Consider the following 17546-nt stretch of genomic DNA (forward strand, 5'->3'; position numbering starts at 1 on the left):
ATCTGGAAGCGCCAAAGCTGTGTCAGCCACTGACGCAGCGCCCTGTGGATATATTGCAATTAAGGGTACAGAATCTGCCGAAAACGCTTCCAATCCGCAGAATCTGATTAATTAGGGTACAGTGACAATCTCTATGACGAGCCGATCTTGCTGGTGGCGCGCGCCGGACATCCAGCGCTGGATCTGCCGGTGACCGACGCTCTGCTACGCTATCCCCTCATCCTGCCCAACCCTGGCGCGATCATCCGGCAGAGCGTGGATCAATACCTTGCCGCGATGGGGTTATCCGATCTCACACCGGTGTTCGAGACGGTGGCCCTGCCGGCGGCGCAAACGCTTCTCGAAGGTTCTGAGATGCTCTGGTTCATCTCGCGCGGCGTCGTGGCGCGGGAAATTGCGCGCGGCAGCCTTGCTGCGCTCGATCTAAAGTCGGATTACATGGCCGGGGCGGTTGGTCTGACACGCAAGTTCACGTTCGACGAAGACAGCCATGCCGATCTGCTGGCGCGGCTTTTACACCGGCGGGTTGAAGAGGTTTGCGCCCGTCGTTGAGCCAGTCAGACGGCTTCTAGCGCAATAGCAATACCCTGTCCTACACCGATACACATGGTGGATAGCGATTTTTCACCAGGCTTGAGGTCAAGCATCGCGGTGCCAGTAATCCGCGCACCCGACATGCCCAGCGGATGACCCAACGCGATTGCCCCGCCATTGGGGTTCACACGCACGTCATCATCAGCAATCCCAAGATTACGCAACGTGGCGAGGCTCTGCGAGGCGAAAGCTTCGTTAAGCTCAATCACTGCGAACTCCTCTTGGCGCAGGCCAAGACGCGCCAGAAGCTTTCTCGAGGCCGGAGCCGGGCCGAAGCCCATGATGCGCGGCGCCACGCCGGCGGTCGCCCCGCCGAGCACTCTGGCGATCGGCTTAAGCCCATGCTTTTCGGCAGCTTCTTTCGTCGAAAGGATCAAAGCGGCAGACCCGTCATTCACGCCAGAGGCGTTGCCCGCTGTCACAGTGCCATCGGCTTTCACGAAGGGCCGAAGCTTTTTCAGGTTTTCGTATGTAGTCGTGGAACGTGGATGCTCGTCGGTGTCGATGACCAGAGGATCACCTTTGCGCTGCGGGATCGTAACCGGCACGATCTCCTGGGCCAAACGGCCATTGACTTGGGCTTTGGCCGCTTTCTGCTGCGAGCGCAAGGCGAAGGCATCCTGATCGGGGCGCGGGATGCCAAAATCTTCGGCCACATTCTCTGCCGTCTCGGGCATGCTGTCGACGCCATATTGTTCCTTCATCAGCTTGTTAACGAAACGCCAGCCGATAGTGGTGTCGTGGACCTCATTGGCCCGCGAGAAGGCGGAGGTGGCCTTGGGCATCACGAATGGCGCGCGCGACATGCTCTCTACCCCTCCGGCGACAAGCAGCTCGGCCTCGCCGGATTTGATCGCCCGAGCTGCAGTGATGACCGCATCCATACCCGAGCCGCAAAGTCGGTTCATCGTCGTACCCGGCACTGTCTCGGGATAGCCTGCGAGAAGCAGCGCCATGCGGGCGACGTTGCGGTTGTCTTCGCCAGCCTGATTGGCGCAGCCGAAGATCACCTCGTCGATCGCGGCAAGGTCGAGGCCCGGATTGCGCGCGGCAATGGCCCGAAGCGGAATCGCTGCAAGGTCGTCAGCGCGGACGGAGGAAAGCGCACCGCCAAAGCGGCCGATTGGTGTGCGGATGTAGTCGCATATGTATACGTCAGTCATGAGATTCCCTCGGGAACATTGAGTTCGGCAACTTCGCCAACAATGTGCAACGTCGCGCCAGTCACCGCCTGCAAGGCGTCCAAAGTGATGCCCGGCAGTTTTTCACGAAGCACGAATTTGCTATCTTCGATGTCAATCACGGCCAGAGAGGTGTAGACGCGGGTCACGCACCCGACGCCTGTCAGCGGGAAAGTACAGGCCTCGACCAGTTTCGGGCCGCCATCCTTGGTTACATGGTCAGTTACAACCGCCACACGCTTGGCCCCATGCACAAGGTCCATTGCTCCACCCACGGCCGGCACGCCTTTGGTGCCTACGCGCCAGTTCGCCAGATCGCCGTTCTGGGCGACCTGATACGCGCCAAGAACGGCCAGATCGAGGTGGCCACCGCGCACCATCGAAAAGCTGTCGGCATGATGGAAAAAGGATGCACCGGGCTTCAATGTAATCGCCTTTTTGCCCGCATTAATAAGATCCCAGTCTTCCTGTCCCTCCGCAGGGGCTTTTCCGAATCCCAGCACGCCGTTCTCGGTATGATAGGTTACATCGCGGCCATCGGGCTGGAACTTGGCGATCATCTCGGGAAATCCGATACCGAGGTTCACATAGGAACCATCTTCGATATCCTGAGCGGCACGCCAAGCGATCTGCGCGTTCGTCAGTTTGTCTTCCATTAAATTGAAACCGGACATCAGTAGACCACCCCCCTACGCACGAGTACTTCTTCTTGTTGAGGCGCGGGAACCTCGACAATCTTGTCGACGAAGATTCCGGGGGTAACTACCGCCTCAGGATCGATGGAGCCGGGTGCGCGGAGGTTGGAGACCTGCGCAATCGTGCGATCGGCAGCCATCGCCATCAACGGATTGAAGTTCCGGCCAGCCAAACGATAGGTAAGGTTGCCGGTCTCGTCACCATCATGGCCTTTGATCAGGGCGAAGTCGGCCTTCAACCACAACTCTTGCACGTACATCTTGCCGTCGAACGTCTCTGTCGGCTTGCCTTCGGCAAGCTCGGTACCAAAAGAAGTTGGCGTATAAAAAGCGGGAATGCCTGCTCCGCGCGCGCGAATGCGTTCGGCCAATGTACCCTGCGGGATCAACTCGAGCTCGATTTCGCTTGCCAGGTATTTTTCGTTGAATGCCTCGGCGTTGGAGCTGCGCGGGAAAGAGCAGATCATCTTCCTGACCATCCCCGCTTTGATCATCGCGGCGATTCCGATCGCGCCGTTTCCCGCGTTATTGTTTATCACGGTAAGATTCTTGGGGCTGCCGGTGGCACGAAAGCGGTCGATTAAAGCGTGGATCAGTTCGATCGGGGCTCCGGAGCCTCCAAAGCCACCGATCATAACCTGTACGCCATCGGGGATATCCGCAACCGCGTCAGCGAGGCTGGGCGATGTTTTGTTCATCAGGATCCTCCTTACATTCACTTCGAAATATCCCTAGATTACCGCCGTAGCGAGTAAAATGTTCATATATTGATCTTTTTTCAACATGTGTATATCAACGTTCGCATGTTGAACAATCCCACCGACTACATCGCCTCGCTCGCCAAGGGGCTGAAAGTGATCGAAGCCTTCGGACCCACATCCCCGCGTCTTTCGATATCCGAAGCTGCCGTCGCCAGTGGCTTGGATCGCGCTGCTACGCGACGCGTACTGTTGACGCTCCACCGCGAAGGTTACGCCGACTATGACGGTAAGTTTTTTACTCTTACCCCGCGCATCCTACGGCTCGGAGTGGCCGCACTTGCTTCCCTACCGCTCTCGCAGATTGTCCAACCTTGGCTTGACCAACTCTCCGAGCAAATTGGTCAAAGCTGTTCCGTGGCACTGCTCGATGAGACCGAGATCGTGTATATCGCGCGCGCGGCGCAGAAACGTGTGATGTCCATCGGGCTCATGCCTGGGTCACGACTCCCCGCCCATTGCACCTCGATGGGAAGGGTTCTGTTGGCTGCGCTGCCTCGCGAAGAGGCTGACCTGCTTGTCAGACGCTCGGACCTTACCCCGCGGACCAAGTTCTCAATACTCGACCCAGTTCAGACCTTGTGCCGGATCGATGCTGCGAGAGAGGACGGATATGCGTTTGTGGACCAGGAAGTGGAAACGGGTTTACGGTCAATCGCTGTTCCGCTGAATGATCGCAAGGGTTTGACCGTCGCTGCTCTCAATATCGGTTTGTCGTCTGCCGGCTGGACACCGAAGCAGACGATTGAAACATACTTGCCGCACTTGCTTGGCGTCCAATCGGCCCTCGGGCGGGTTCTCTGATTGACATTATTTAGAAGTCTAAGTTATTAGGGCCTCAAGCCGGGAGGATACCTTAGATGGAAAATCTGAAACTAGACGCGAAGCTCTCTCTTCAAGAACCAGCCCATCTCTACTACGGCGGCGCATGGGTGCCGCCACTAGAGGGAAAGTACGAAGACACTTTCAACCCAGGAACCGGCGAGCGGATCGGGTCGGTTGCGACGGCAAGTCGCGCCGATGTCGATGCGGCGGTTGCGGCAGCGAAAGAAGGGTTCGAGGTATGGCGGGATGTTGTGCCGCTGGAACGCGCACGTATCCTGAAGGAAATCGCAAATCTCTTGCGAAAGCATGGCGATGAACTGGCGATGATGGACGCTGCAAACTGTGGCAACCCCTATACTGAAATGCGCGGCGACGCCGCGATTGCGGCAGCGCAGATGGAGTTTTTCGCCGGTCTTGTGACCGAAATGAAGGGCGATACGATCCCTATGGGACCAGAGCGCATCAACATGACCCTACGCCAGCCGATGGGCGTGGTTGCACGGATTCTTGCCTTTAATCACCCGTTCATGTTCTGCGGCGGAAAGATGGCAGCGCCTCTGGCCGCAGGCAATGCCGTCATCATCAAGCCGCCGGTTCAGGCTCCATTGTCTTCGCTGCGGCTGGCGGAGCTCATCGATGGCCTGCTGCCTAAAGGCACGTTCAATGTTCTGCCGGGCGGCGTCGAGGCAGGAGCTGGGCTGGCCGAACATCCCGACGTCGCCAAGGTCACACTCATCGGCTCCGTACCCGCGGGCCGGGCGGTGATGCGCAGCGCGAGCGACACCGTCAAACCAGTGCTGCTCGAACTCGGCGGCAAGAACGCGCTGATCGCCTATCCGGACAGCGATCCGAAGAAGATCGCCGATGCGATCGTCGGCGGCATGAATTTCGGCTGGTGCGGGCAATCTTGCGGATCGACGAGCCGCGCTTTCTTGCATGTAGACATCCACGATGCGGTCATCTCGCATCTCAAAGCGGCTGTCGAACGGTACAAGCCAGGCATTCCGACAGAGCCGGAGACCACGATGGGGGCGATCGTCAGCCGGACACAGTTCGATCGGATCATGGACTTCATCGAATCCGCCATGAGCGAAGGCGCGCGTGCCGTAACCGGCGGCCATGCGGTGACCGAAGGTGCGCTGGCACAGGGAAGCTTCATCGCGCCGACGATTTTTGCGGATGTAACGCCGCAGATGCGTATCGCTCGCGAAGAGATTTTCGGGCCAGTTCTGGCGGTCCGCAAATGGTCGGACGAAGATTCCATGCTGAACGAGGTCAACGCACTTGAGCTGGGGCTGACCTGCGCAATTTGGACTCGGGACTTGGTGACGGCTCATCGCACTTCTGCTCGTGTCGAGGCCGGGTTTGTTTGGGTTAACGAAGTTGGCCGGCATTTCCTTGGTGCCCCGTTCGGTGGGGTCAAACAATCGGGTATCGGGCGCGAAGAAGGTATTGGCGAGCTGATTTCCTTCACCCATGAAAAGAATGTGCATATCAATCTGTCGGGTCAGTGACCCGGTGCGTAGGTAATGTGCGAACGGGGTCTGGGATCCAAAAGCTTTTTCTTTATTGATTGCTTTGGCCGGGATGAGACCATCCCTTCCTGCCCCTTCTGCAAACCGACAAGGATCTGAAAAATAATGAGCAATGTTGCGAACGTCCCCGATATCATCCTCGAACCTATGGTTCGGAGCGCCATTGTGGAGGACCTGGGTGCAGCAGGCGACGTGACAACCCGTTCCGTTCTGCCTGAAGGCACGCGCTACAAGGCGCAAATGCGTGCACGGCAGGACGCGGTTGTTTCTGGGATGCAGGTGGCCTCTCTGGCGTTTCGGCTGATTGATCCCGATCTTATTGTCGAGACTGTTGTCGCGGATGGTACGGCCTGCAAAACGGGCGATACCTTGATGCGTATAGAGGGATCGGCGGCGTCGATCCTTGCCGCAGAGCGTGTTGCCCTGAACTTTGCCGGGCGGTTGTCCGGGACGGCAACTTTGACAGCGTCCTATGTGCAGGAACTTGCGGGTGCCAAGACACGTATCACCTGTACGCGCAAAACCACACCGGGGCTGAAGCTTGTCGAGAAACTCGCGATTTTGCATGGCGGCGGCCACAATCACCGGTTTTCCCTGTCCGATGCAATCCTGATCAAGGACAACCATATCGCAGCGGCTGGTGGCATCAAACAGGTGCTGGAAGCCGTTCAGCGAAATGTGGGTCACATGGTCGTGGTTGAGATCGAGATCGACGGTTTGCATCAGTTGGACGAGGTGCTTCAGACCGGGGGCGCAGATGTCATCATGTTTGACAATATGGCGACCGAAGACATGGCCGAAGCCGTAAAGCGCATTGACGGGCGGGCGAAGACAGAAGCCAGCGGGAATGTGACCCTTGGCCGTTTGCGCGAAATCGCATCGGCAAATGTGGATTATATTTCCTCTGGTGCTTTGACCCATTCGGCGGGAACCGTCGATTTCGGTTTGGATTTCTGATCCTCTGAACCACTCCAGACTGTCAGTGCTGAACAATTCCCGTCCTTTCGGCGGACAACGAAATCTTATTTGGTGCGCCTTTCCAAATGGGGTTGCCGCACCAACACATCGTAAAGAGAGGTCTGAAGATATGAGTGAAGGAATTCCATTGCCGGTTGAGCGCCCAGTATCGTCGGATAGTTTGGGAGTTTGGGGTAGCGATGTATTTGCGGATATGTTGCGAGGTTTGGGGGTGAAGTATGTTGCGCTGAACCCTGGGTCGAGCTTTCGGGGTTTGCATGACAGCCTTGTGAACCACCTTGGTAATGAAGATCCGCAGATGCTGTTGTGTCTGCACGAAGAGCATGCGGTTGCGATTGCACATGGCTATGCGAAGGTGACGGGGGAGCCATTGGCGGTGATTCTGCACAGCAACGTGGGTCTGATGCATGGGACGATGGCGATCTTCAACGCATGGTGTGATCGGGTTCCTGTGCTGATCTATGGTGCGACGGGGCCGGTTGATGCGGCGCTGCGGCGTCCTTGGATTGACTGGCTGCATACCTGCCGTGACCAGGCGTCGATGATCCGGAATTATGTGAAATGGGACGATCAGCCTGGCTCGATGGAGGCGGCGCTGGAATCGATGTTGCGTGCGGATGTGATCGCGCGGAGCGAGCCGAAAGGGCCGACCTATGTGAACTTTGATGTGTCGATCCAGGAAAAGCAGCACGCGCAGGCCCCGGCGCTGCCGGATTTTGCGCGTTACCAGCCGCCTTTGCCTGCGGCTCCTTCGGCCGAAGGCGTGGCACGTGCGGCGGACCTGCTGAAGAACGCCAAGGCGCCTGTGGTGCTGGCGGGGCGGGTGTCGCGCGATCCGGCGGATTGGGCGCGGCGTGTGGCCTTTGTCGAGGGGCTGGGGGCGAAGGTTCTGACGGATATCCGGATCGGGGCGTCTTTCCCGACGGATCACCCGCGGCATCGGGGTAAACCAGCCTTCTTCATCGACGACGCGGCGGGCGCGGTGCTGCGCGAGGCCGATGTGATCCTGAGTCTGGACTGGCTGGATGTCGCGGGTACGCTGAAACTGGCGGGCGAAGTGACGGCGCAGGTGATCCAGGCGTCGCTGGATTATCAGCTGCACAATGGCTGGGGGATGGAGCATCAGGCGCTGCCTGCGCTGGATCTGCACCTGGCCTGTGGCCCGGATGTTGCGATGCATGCGATTGCCGATGCCCTGGGTGTAGGGGCGGGCGAGATGCCCGGTGATTTGCCGGTCAAACCCGCGCTGAACGCCCCCGATGCAGATGTTGAGCTTGATATCATGACGCTGGCCGGGGCGCTTGGCGAAGGTTTGGAAGGTGTCTGTGCCAGCTTTGTGCGTTTGCCGTTGGGTTGGGCGGGCGAGGCGTGGCACTTCCGTCATCCGCTGGACTTCCTGGGTTCGGATGGCGGCGCGGGGATCGGCTCGGGTCCTGGGATGCTGATCGGGGCGGCGCTGGCGCTGAAAGACAGCGACCGGCTGCCTGTTGCGGTTCTTGGGGACGGCGACTTCATGATGGCGGCCTCGGCATTTTGGACGGCGGCGCATTATGGCACTCCGTTCCTGGCGGTGGTGTCGAACAACCGCTCGTTCTACAATGACGAGGTGCACCAGGAACGCGTGGCCGTGGCCCGCAACCGCCCGGTCGAGAACAAGTGGATCGGCCAGCGCATCGGCGATCCCGACATCGACATCGCCGGCGTGGCGCGTGCGCAGGGCTGCGAAGGAATCGGCCCGGTCTTTACCGCGGGCGAGCTGGTCGAGGCGATCAAACAGGGCGTCGAGATGGTGCGCGCGGGCAAGAGCGTAGTGATCGATGCACGTGTCCAGCCGGGGTATAACCCCAACATGGTCGCTGGCCTGACGCGGAGCGACTGATGATGACCCCGAAGATCTATATTGCGCAGGATCCTGTGTTGGAAGAGGTGTTGGACACCGCAACGGATCGGCTGCGGGCCGAAGGCTGGGAGGTCGTTCGCGGCCCCCAGATCACCCCGGGTGTTCCGCTGCGGCTGACGGAAGAGCAACGGCAGGCGCTGCTGTCGGACGTTGATATCATCGTGGCCAGCTCGCGGTCGCGGCTGAGCGAGGCGGATCTGGATGCCTCGCCACGGCTGCGGGCGCTGGTCTTTCCGACGATCGGGGTGGATGCGGTCGATCTGGAGGCCTGTGCCGCGCGTGGTCTGATCGTGGCCAATGGTGCAACGCCCGAGAACTTTCTGGCGATGTCAGAGGCGACAGTGATGCTGATGCTGGTGCTGCTGTACCGGCTGCATGAATCCGAACGCCTGCTACGCGAAAATGCGGGCCGGCCGCAGCAGATGTATGCGCGGATGGTGCGGGGCCGGACGATCGGCCTGATCGGGTCTGGCCGGATTGGGGCCGGGGTGATCGAGCGACTGCTGGCGTTCGAGCCGGCGCAGATCCTGGTGCACGATCCGTTCCTGACACCGGATACCGCGCCTACGGGCGTACGGTTGGTGGAGCGCGACGCGCTGCTGACCACGTGTGATGTGGTGAGCCTGCATGTGCCGTTGAACGCGCAGACACGGGGCATGATTGGCGAGGCTGAACTGCGCATGATGAAGCCGGATGCGGTTCTGATCAACACCTCGCGCGGGGGTCTCATTGACGAGGATGCGCTGGTGCGGGTGATGACCGCAGGGCACCTGGCTGGTGCGGGGCTGGACGTGACGGAAACCGAACCGCTGCCCGCCGACCACCCGCTGCGCGGCCTCGACCGGGTGATCCTCACCCCGCATATCCTGGGCCACACCATTGATCTCTACACGGTCATGCCCGACGTCCTCGTCAAAAACGCAACACGCATCATGAAAGGTGATCTGCCGATATATGTCAGGAACCCCGATGTGGTGGAACGCTGGCGACAAAAGTTGAACGATCTAAACTGACCAGACCCTCCGCGCGAACGGTGTGCATAGCCGAACTGCAGAGCCTATGTTCCTTGCACCTATTGAATGGCCGTGAACCGTGCCGGGTTTGCCGTAGGCGTTACACAACGGTTGCCCGGCGCTGTGCGGTACAGTGGTGCAAGGCAGGTGTCGGCGCATGATGGTCGCGTACTGGAAAGCAACCGGTGCACGATCCCGAAACAGGGGCAAAACCACCCCGTAAGAAAGTCCATACTCGGGCCCAACGATAGGCACCCCGGCTTCTATGTCTTGACTTTGCACCAAGGCTCGGCACCTATGTTGCGCGCGCCACGCTAGGGTTGTGTCGCCGCTAAAGGCGTGCGGCAGAACTCTGGAGTTCTTAGCTATCAAGTCCGGGCGGGCGCGCTGTTTGGATAAAAACCATGTGTGGAGACAGGCGGTGAGCGACCTGATGAAAGAAAAGCAATCAAGCCACGTACCTGTCCAACCCGACGAGCGCATGGCCCGGCTGGTACGACTGGCGGCCCGCGGGTTCAACCGGGCGCTTCAACTTCGACTGCAAACGGAAAATGTTACGTTCGGTCAGTGGATTTTCCTGCGCATCCTCTGGCAGGAAGACGGGTTGTCGCAACGCGAACTGAGCGACCGGGCGCATCTCACCGAACCCACCGCCCACACCGCGCTCATCAGGATGGAAGAATTGGGTTTCATAGAGCGACGCAACGTCGAGGGCAACAAGCGGCGCCAGCACGCGTTTCTCACGAAAAGGGGTTGGGCGCTGCGCGATGTTCTCGAACCGCTGGCGCTCGAAGTGAACGATGCGGCAATGGCGGGTCTTTCCGAGAAGGCTCAGGAAGACTTGCGAAACTCCCTTTCCGTGATGATCCGGAACCTCGAGAGTGACGAACACGATGCGGCCGCGAGAGGGGTTCGTGTTCCCCCGACCAAGGGCAACACAACAAACTGAATCGCAAGCCACCCGTGCCGAATGTCCGGCGCGGCCCATTTGAAGGCGGTTGTGGATAGAACTTGCCGCTCGGGGCGGGGATATGAGGCCTGCCGTTCCGGGGCTCCACGGTTTGATAATGCGTCACGACAAAGCACCAACGCCGGATATTCAGCTTCGGAATGTTCCGCGTCAGGAACTATGACCTGAGTGACGTTCGCTGAACAATAGTCTCGACTTCAATTAGGGTTGACGGGTGCGAGTGGATAGACTATTGCCATTAAAGATAGATATCTAATATTAGATATCTACTGAAATCAGGGAGGAAGACATGAAATTTCCAATCAAAGCCGTTGCCGCATCGATCGGCGTCGCGGTCCTTTCGAGCGCTGCTTCCGCAGAAAGCGTTAATGTGACCCTTTCAGGCGGCAGTCCCTCGGGGCTTTGGTCGCTTCTGGGCGCTGGTATTGACCGTGCCGTCAAGGCGGATGACCCGAGCGGCGTGGTGACTTATCAGGCCACCGGTGGTGGCTTTGCGAACATCGGCCTTCTGGGCCGTGAACGGACCGACCTGGGGATGGCACATGATGCCGAGATCAAGCTGGCCCTCGCAGGGGACGAACCGTTTGACGCGCCGATCGAGAACCTTCAAGCCATCGGCTACATGTACAACTGGGCGCCGATGCACTTCTTCATCAAGAAGTCTCTTGCCGAAGAATATGGCATCGACAGCATTGACGACCTCGCGACGTCCGGCGCGGCGATCCGTGTTGCGAACAACAATGCCGGGAACATCGTCGCCAACATCACGACCTTCATGCTCGAAGAGGCGGGCTACGACGAAGCCACGATCGAGTCCAATGGCGGCGTGCTTGTCCGCGGTGGTTCGTCACAGCAAGCAGATCTGATTGCAGACGGCCGCACCGATATGGTGATCAACGGCATTTTCATCGGACATTCGTCGTTCCGTAAAGTTGACGAGGGCAATGACGTCGTGTTGCTCAGCGTTCCCGAAAACATCATCGCTGCGACCAACGAGCGTTTCGGAACCGGCACGTTCACAATTCCAGCCGACAGCTACAAGAACCAGACCGAAGATGTCGTCACGCTCGCACTGGGTGCGATGGTAATCACTTCCGATGTACTGCCGGAAGAAACTGGCTACATGCTCGCAAAGAGCATCGCGTCCAATATCGACGAGATCCGCGGCGTGCATAAGGCGATGCAGGCGCTCACACCGGAACTTCTGACGTCGCAGACCACGCTGCCGTTCCATCCTGGTGCGGAGCGTGCCTACAAGGAACTGGGTCTGCTCAAGTAAGGTCGATCCCGCGATCCGGCCGGCGCGCGCTGCAACGACACGCGCCGGCCCACTCATGGACTGCACAGAGCAATGCCCCGCGGTGGCTACGTGAGATGTCACGTCATGTCATCGCGCGGCCCATACATCGCGGTTCTTTCTCTTCTCTGCCTTATACGGGGTCTACATGAATTTTCCTTCGCTTACAGAAACCGGTCGTCGTAGAAATTTAGGCTCGCCGATGAGAACCATCGTCATGGTTCTGGCGGCGGCATTCGCGGTTTGGGTAATCCACTCGAACCTCTTCATCATCTCCGATCCGCTCATTCAGGGCATTCTGTTCGTATCGGGCATTTTCACGATTCTCTTCCTCGCGATCGGCGCGACCTCGCGCGCGCCGGACAGCATTCCGATCTATGATTGGGTTCTCTCTGCGCTGAGCCTGGCCACAGGGGTGTATTTCTACGTGACCTCGGGAGCGATTGCGGACCGGATCAGTCTACTCGACGAATTCACAACCGATCAGTTTTTCTTTGGCTCAGCCTTGTTGTTTCTGACCATCGAAGCGACCCGCCGGACCACCGGCCTAGGCCTGACCGGCGTTGTCGCCCTCTTCCTGATTTATAATCTGTTTGGCTCTCTTCTGCCGCCGCCATTCGGGCATCGCGTCAGCGAGTTCAGCTATCTCTTGGATATTCTGGTTTTCACCACCGATGGACTTTTTGGCGTGCCGCTTCAGGTCGTTGCCAGCTATGTTTTCCTGTTCGTGATGTTTGGAACATTCCTGGCCAAGGCCGGGGGAGGGGACTTCTTTTTCAACCTTGCAGCGCTTGTGACCGGCAATGCGCGCGGCGGCCCCGCCAAAATCGCGATCATTTCGTCGGGCCTGTACGGCACGATGTCCGGGAGCCCAACATCCGATGTTGTTGCAACGGGGTCGATCACGATCCCTGTCATGAAGCGACTCGGCTATCGGGCACGGTTCGCGGGGGCGGTGGAAGTCGCGGCGTCGTCTGGCGGAAGCGCGATGCCTCCGATCATGGGGTCAGCAGCCTTCATCATGGCCGAGTATTCCGGCATTTCCTACAACGCCATCGTGCTCGCCGCTCTGGTGCCGGCGCTTCTATACTACACGGGTGTCTTCGCTCAGGTTCACTTCCGGTCAGTCAAGCACAACCTTCGACCCTCTGCAGACGAAATACCTTCAGCAAAGGAAACATTCAGGACCGGATGGGTTTTCCTGCTGCCGATCATCGGCATCATCGTCGCCCTCATTCTGGGGTATTCCCCGACCTTCACAGCCGGTGTCGGAGTTCTGGTAACCATCCTGTCCGCGATGATGCTGAAAGACACACGGCTGTCACTGTGGCAGTTGGTGGAAGGGCTGGGGGCGACTACGCTCCAGATTCTGCCAGTCGCCGGCGCTTGTGCCGCGGCCGGTCTTGTGATTGGCGGCTTGTCGATGACCGGCCTTGGAATGAAATCCGCGAACGTCATTTTGACTGTCAGCAACATGCAACCACTGCTGACACTCGTTATCGCCGCGGTCGTCACGATTGTTCTCGGTCTCGGGATGCCAACGCCCAGTGCGTATATCCTGGCAGCCGTGCTGGTCGGACCGGCGCTGGCAAAGCTCGGTTTCCCGACGTTGCCGAGCCAGATGTTTCTGCTCTACTACGCGATTCTCTCGGCACTGACGCCACCGATTGCTGTGGCTGCAATCGCGGCCTCAGCGATTGCCGACGAAGACCCCTTCAAGATCGCGTTCTCTGCAGTCCGGCTAGCCGTCGTCGGCTTCCTGCTGCCCTTCGCCTTCGTGTGGAACCCGGGTATCCTCCTAGAACTTGGCCCCCTGGCAAACACCTTGGCCGTCGTGGGTGCGTTTGCCGGAGCCCTCGCGGTCGCAGCCTCTCTGGAAGGCTTGGTCAAGACGCAACTCACTGCAATCGAAAGGGGCGTACTTCCCATCGCTGCGATTGGCGCCGTAAGCCCATATTTGGCGGTATCCGCGATCTGTATTTTGGTGATTGTCGCAATGCTAATCCGGCAGATCGCTTTCACGACAGAAAGCGCCCACGTCGACAGTGCCTAGCTGTGGCGCCTCAGCAGGTTGCCCCTATTGAAGTGCAGTCTGGTCATCGAGGGATTCAACCCAGAGGCGGCATTTGGTCTGGGCCAATTTTTAAGGTTGGTCCGGGCCGGTCGGCCTATGACACCGAACACAGGCGGCCACTTCCGTAGGTGGGAACTGATCATTTCGCAACCGGCGCAAAGTATGTCGAGGTTCAGAAAATGAATGAAACACGGGGGCCGGAAGAACTTGGGCCAAAACAGCTTAGTATTGGCGCCGACGCGATCTCCGAGCTGTCGGTTTCAATCAGAGCGCCCCTTGTACAGGCCGCGGTCGTCGCGAAGGCGATCAACGATTTCGTTCCCGATCACCTAGATTGCTGCCGACCTGACAGGCCAGTGTCGGTGCAGAACCAGACTAGCTCTGAGGAGTTCACCTTTTTGCTTACCCTGCGTGGGGAAGAAATATCCGAGTCGCTCCGAGACGAAATAGCCGCATTGGCCCGTGACCTCGAAGAGAGACTGAGCTTTGCTTTGGTGGCGGAAGGACACCAGGTGTCGGCCAACGATACGGACCCGAAACCGCCAGCCGCGCCGCGCTACTGGAAGGCCTGGGTCGCCAGCATGTTGGGTGTCTATCCCCTGCTGATCCTTATCTACTACGCGCTGCAACCGCTCACGCAAAACCTTCCAGGTCCGGTGTCTTTGTTCCTTGTTGCGCTGGTGCTCACCGGGGTGAACGGTGTCTACGTTGCGCCGTTTCTGGGCAAGAGATTGCGTCCATGGCTCACACGGTGAAGCGAGATGGTGCGCTTGCCGGGACTCATGCACAGGCTGGCCGCCATGACACCTCAGTGACGGGCCCGGCAAGCCGCTGTCGGGGAGGTTCCGGACCACAATTGCGCGAAAGTATCTCGGTTTTGCGATCTCGTCAGCTTGATCTAGTTCAGAACCCGCTATTTCGGACAACAAGTTAGGTCGATACCTACAACGCGGGCAAAAAAAGTGGCAGGCTACGTTGACAGATAAAACTTAGAGAGCTAAGAATAATTGAGAGGTCGAAAACCACTCATCCACTGAAAGAGTCGGATGCCATTGGAGGAGCCCAGATGCTTACACCCGAAGAGAATGAACTGCTTACACGCGTAACGGGGGATGCCCCGATGGCGCGACTTATGCGTCAGCATTGGACGCCTGTATGCCTGATCGAAGAGGTTGAAGAGTCGGACGGCAAACCGCTTCGAGTCGAAGTTCTCGGCGAAAGCTATGTCGCGTTCCGGGATACCAAGGGTCGTCTGGGAATGCTGGATGAGCTTTGCCCCCACAGAAAGGCCTCTCTGGTCTATGGCCGTAACGAGGAATGTGGGCTGCGCTGCCTCTATCACGGCTGGAAGATGGATGTTGAAGGCAATGTCGTCGCAATGTCTTCAGAGCCGGAAGGCAGTCCATTGATGGACAAGGTCAAACATCGTTCCTACCCCGTGCGGGAGTGGGGCGGCTTCGTCTGGGCTTGGCTCGGCGAGAAAGATGATATGCCCGAGTTCCAGCCGCCGGCCTTTGCGCCAACCGAAGACACCCCAGTTTCGATCCTGAAGATTCGCGTGCCCGCCAACTGGGCGCAGATTCACGAGGGCCAGATCGATAGCGCGCATTCATCATCGCTCCATTCCTCGAATATGGTTCCGGCACGGGTCGAGGGCGCCGCGGCGGACGACAAATCATGGTACCGCCCATCGACAGACAAATCTCCGCGTATGCAGACTGAAACCACGAGCTACGGTTTCCATTACGCGGCGATCCGTAAGCCGATCAAAAACGCTCAGACGCACAACTATCTCCGGATCACCGAATTTATCGCGCCCTATTATTCGCTGATTCCGCCGAACAACAACTACCGGGTCGCCAGCGTCATCGTGCCGATCAATGACGATGAGACAGCGTTTCACTTCATAGCCTTCGACGGACCGAACGTTCCCTCCACTGAAGAGTGGCGCAAGTTTGCCCATGCCGTACCGGGTGAGGACGTGGACCACAAATGGCGCTCTCTCCGGACGTTGGAGAACGACTTCAAGCAGGACCGAGAAAGGATGAAAGAGGGCCACTTTACCGGCGTGGACGGCATTCCGAACGAAGATATTGTGATGTGGGTTTCGATGGGTAGCCGCGTACAGCGTCACACGGACATTCTTGGGGCCTCCGACCTGGCGATTGTCGAGTTCCGCCGCCTCATGGCCGATGCGGCAAAGAAAGTCGCCGAAGGTGGCCAGGCAATCGGCACCGAGTCGAAGATTCCGCAAAGGGTAATCGCCTCTCACGAGGGAGTGTATCCTAAGGACGTCGATTGGCGAACACTGGTGGACACGTCGAGCAAGACGGAAGCGGCGGAATAACTTGCGCACATGTTTCCTCCCTGAACCGTCCAAGGCCTCAAGGGGTTTTGGGCGGCTCTTTTTTCGTGGTGCCGTCGGACTTTCTTAGCTTCCCTCGACGGATTCTGCTCGGCGGGCGACAGGCGTTATGACGACAGCAATCAATATCGAAGACTTGCGGGCGCAGGCACGGCGTCGCCTGCCACGGGTGGTGTTCGATTATTTGGATGGGGGCGCGGAATCGGAGGTGACGCTGCGGCACAATCGCAGTTCCTTCACGAATATCGTTCTCACGCCGCGAATCCTCAAAGGGGGGAGCGTCGATCTCACCTTGGAGCTGTTCGGGGAAACATACTCGAAGCCGTTTTTCATAGGGCCGACAGGGCTGAACGGCCTCTACTGGCCCCAGGGAGATCTGCACCTCGCCGCTGCGGCCGAACGAGCCGGGGTCGGGTTCACGGTTTCGACCGCCTCGAACACGACGCTGGAAGAGATCGCGCGGAGGAGCAAGGGTCCCCTCTGGTTCCAGCTTTATCCGTGGGGGAAGGGCGCATTCGCTGATGCGCTGATCGACCGGGCACAGGCGGCCGGTTACTCGGCTCTGGTACTGACTGTCGATTCACTCGTGGGCGGCAAGCGCGAACGTGATCTGCGGCACGGCTTCGCCCACGAAATCCGCATTGGCCCTCGGACTGTTCTCGATGGGCTTCTGCATCCTGCTTGGCTGACCTCCGTATGGCTCGGGCCGCACCGTCCCAGACTTGAGAACCTCTTGGACTTTGTCGGAAACAGCGCGAGCGACAGAGAACTGGCCGAGTTTACCCGATCTCAGCGGAACCCGGAGTTTTCTTGGGGAGATGTTCGCCGCATTCGGGAGAAATGGAAAGGCCCGCTGCTGATCAAGGGTATCATGTGCCCAGAAGATGCGATTGACGCGCAACGCGCCGGTGTGGATGGAATCGTCGTCTCGAACCATGGTGGCCGTCAGCTTGATGGCGCTCCTGCCACCATCGACGTACTCGCAGATATCATCGCGGCTCTTGATCGGAAGTTTCCGGTTCTGCTGGACGGCGGCATTCGTCGCGGCAGTGACATCGTGAAAGCCCTCGCCTTGGGTGCGAAGGGCATTCTGCTGGGTCGCGCGCCGCTCTATGGCTTGGCGGCGCAAGGCGAGGCGGGCGTGTCACGGGCGCTTTCGATCCTTGAAGAGGAGATGACGAGGACCATGACCTTTGTGGGCGCAAGATCCGTGTCTGCGGTCTCTGATTTCAACGTCGAAATTCGACGGTAATAAATGGTTCCTCCGCCAGTAGCGCTTGCACGATCAACGTTTTGGATGACTGCGTAGTTCAAGGTCGGTTGACACACATAACTTAGCTATCTAAACAAATTCACAATCA

At 58.7% G+C, this 17546-nt stretch carries 14 protein-coding genes and 1 pseudogene; 12 read left to right on the forward strand and 3 right to left on the reverse strand.

What is annotated here, in order from left to right:
• Positions 1 to 135: 135 nt before the first annotated feature.
• Positions 136 to 552 (forward strand): annotated as a pseudogene (locus WG622_RS18635) (LysR substrate-binding domain-containing protein); the annotation flags it as partial.
• Between the two features lie 5 nt (positions 553 to 557).
• Here the strand turns inward: WG622_RS18635 and pcaF are convergent.
• Genes pcaF through WG622_RS18650 form a run of 3 tightly spaced genes read right to left on the reverse strand, consistent with a single transcriptional unit; the run spans position 558 to position 3168 of the window.
• A complete protein-coding gene (gene pcaF, locus WG622_RS18640) occupies positions 558 to 1757 on the reverse strand; it encodes a 3-oxoadipyl-CoA thiolase (protein ID WP_339404835.1) in 1200 nt (399 codons plus the stop codon).
• A complete protein-coding gene (locus tag WG622_RS18645; protein ID WP_008335453.1) occupies positions 1754 to 2431 on the reverse strand; it encodes a 3-oxoacid CoA-transferase subunit B in 678 nt (225 codons plus the stop codon). Before WG622_RS18645 ends, pcaF begins: the two co-directional genes overlap by 4 nt.
• Before the next feature lie 17 nt (positions 2432 to 2448).
• Entirely contained in the window at positions 2449 to 3168 is a 720-nt protein-coding gene (locus WG622_RS18650) for a 3-oxoacid CoA-transferase subunit A (protein ID WP_007803187.1), read from the reverse strand.
• A gap of 105 nt (positions 3169 to 3273) precedes the next feature.
• On the opposite strand from WG622_RS18650, the gene WG622_RS18655 reads away from it, so the two are divergent.
• The 11 genes from WG622_RS18655 (at position 3274) to WG622_RS18705 (ending at position 17437) form a co-directional block, all read left to right on the forward strand.
• Positions 3274 to 4032: an IclR family transcriptional regulator domain-containing protein gene (locus WG622_RS18655; RefSeq protein WP_008335451.1), complete on the forward strand. Its 759-nt coding sequence runs from the start codon at positions 3274 to 3276 to the stop codon at positions 4030 to 4032.
• 56 nt (positions 4033 to 4088) lie between these two features.
• Positions 4089 to 5567 carry an aldehyde dehydrogenase family protein gene (locus tag WG622_RS18660; protein WP_303962964.1) on the forward strand — a complete coding sequence of 493 codons (1479 nt, stop codon included), beginning with the start codon at positions 4089 to 4091 and terminating at the stop codon, positions 5565 to 5567.
• A gap of 126 nt (positions 5568 to 5693) precedes the next feature.
• The gene (gene nadC / locus WG622_RS18665; RefSeq protein WP_339404837.1) at positions 5694 to 6545 is read left to right on the forward strand and encodes a carboxylating nicotinate-nucleotide diphosphorylase; all 852 of its coding nucleotides are present in this window, start codon (positions 5694 to 5696) and stop codon (positions 6543 to 6545) included.
• Positions 6546 to 6675: 130 nt separating this feature from the next.
• Positions 6676 to 8445: a thiamine pyrophosphate-binding protein gene (locus WG622_RS18670; RefSeq protein WP_339404838.1), complete on the forward strand. Its 1770-nt coding sequence runs from the start codon at positions 6676 to 6678 to the stop codon at positions 8443 to 8445.
• A complete protein-coding gene (locus tag WG622_RS18675) occupies positions 8445 to 9479 on the forward strand; it encodes a 2-hydroxyacid dehydrogenase (RefSeq protein WP_303959948.1) in 1035 nt (344 codons plus the stop codon). Before WG622_RS18670 ends, WG622_RS18675 begins: the two co-directional genes overlap by 1 nt.
• Positions 9480 to 9900: 421 nt before the next feature.
• Positions 9901 to 10428 (forward strand): MarR family winged helix-turn-helix transcriptional regulator, encoded by a 528-nt coding sequence (locus WG622_RS18680; RefSeq protein WP_303959946.1) that lies wholly within the window; start codon positions 9901 to 9903, stop codon positions 10426 to 10428.
• A gap of 310 nt (positions 10429 to 10738) precedes the next feature.
• Positions 10739 to 11728 (forward strand): TAXI family TRAP transporter solute-binding subunit, encoded by a 990-nt coding sequence (locus WG622_RS18685; protein ID WP_218394097.1) that lies wholly within the window; start codon positions 10739 to 10741, stop codon positions 11726 to 11728.
• A 220-nt stretch (positions 11729 to 11948) separates the two neighbouring features.
• Entirely contained in the window at positions 11949 to 13799 is a 1851-nt protein-coding gene (locus WG622_RS18690) for a TRAP transporter permease (protein ID WP_076626056.1), read from the forward strand.
• A gap of 149 nt (positions 13800 to 13948) precedes the next feature.
• Positions 13949 to 14575 (forward strand): putative antibiotic biosynthesis monooxygenase, encoded by a 627-nt coding sequence (locus WG622_RS18695; RefSeq protein ID WP_274848858.1) that lies wholly within the window; start codon positions 13949 to 13951, stop codon positions 14573 to 14575.
• Between the two features lie 311 nt (positions 14576 to 14886).
• A complete protein-coding gene (locus tag WG622_RS18700; RefSeq protein ID WP_040545925.1) occupies positions 14887 to 16167 on the forward strand; it encodes a Rieske 2Fe-2S domain-containing protein in 1281 nt (426 codons plus the stop codon).
• A gap of 127 nt (positions 16168 to 16294) precedes the next feature.
• Entirely contained in the window at positions 16295 to 17437 is a 1143-nt protein-coding gene (locus WG622_RS18705; protein WP_007803174.1) for an alpha-hydroxy acid oxidase, read from the forward strand.
• Positions 17438 to 17546: the final 109 nt, after the last annotated feature.

Source organism: Cognatishimia coralii, from assembly GCF_037478305.1.
Classification (GTDB): domain Bacteria; phylum Pseudomonadota; class Alphaproteobacteria; order Rhodobacterales; family Rhodobacteraceae; genus Cognatishimia; species Cognatishimia coralii.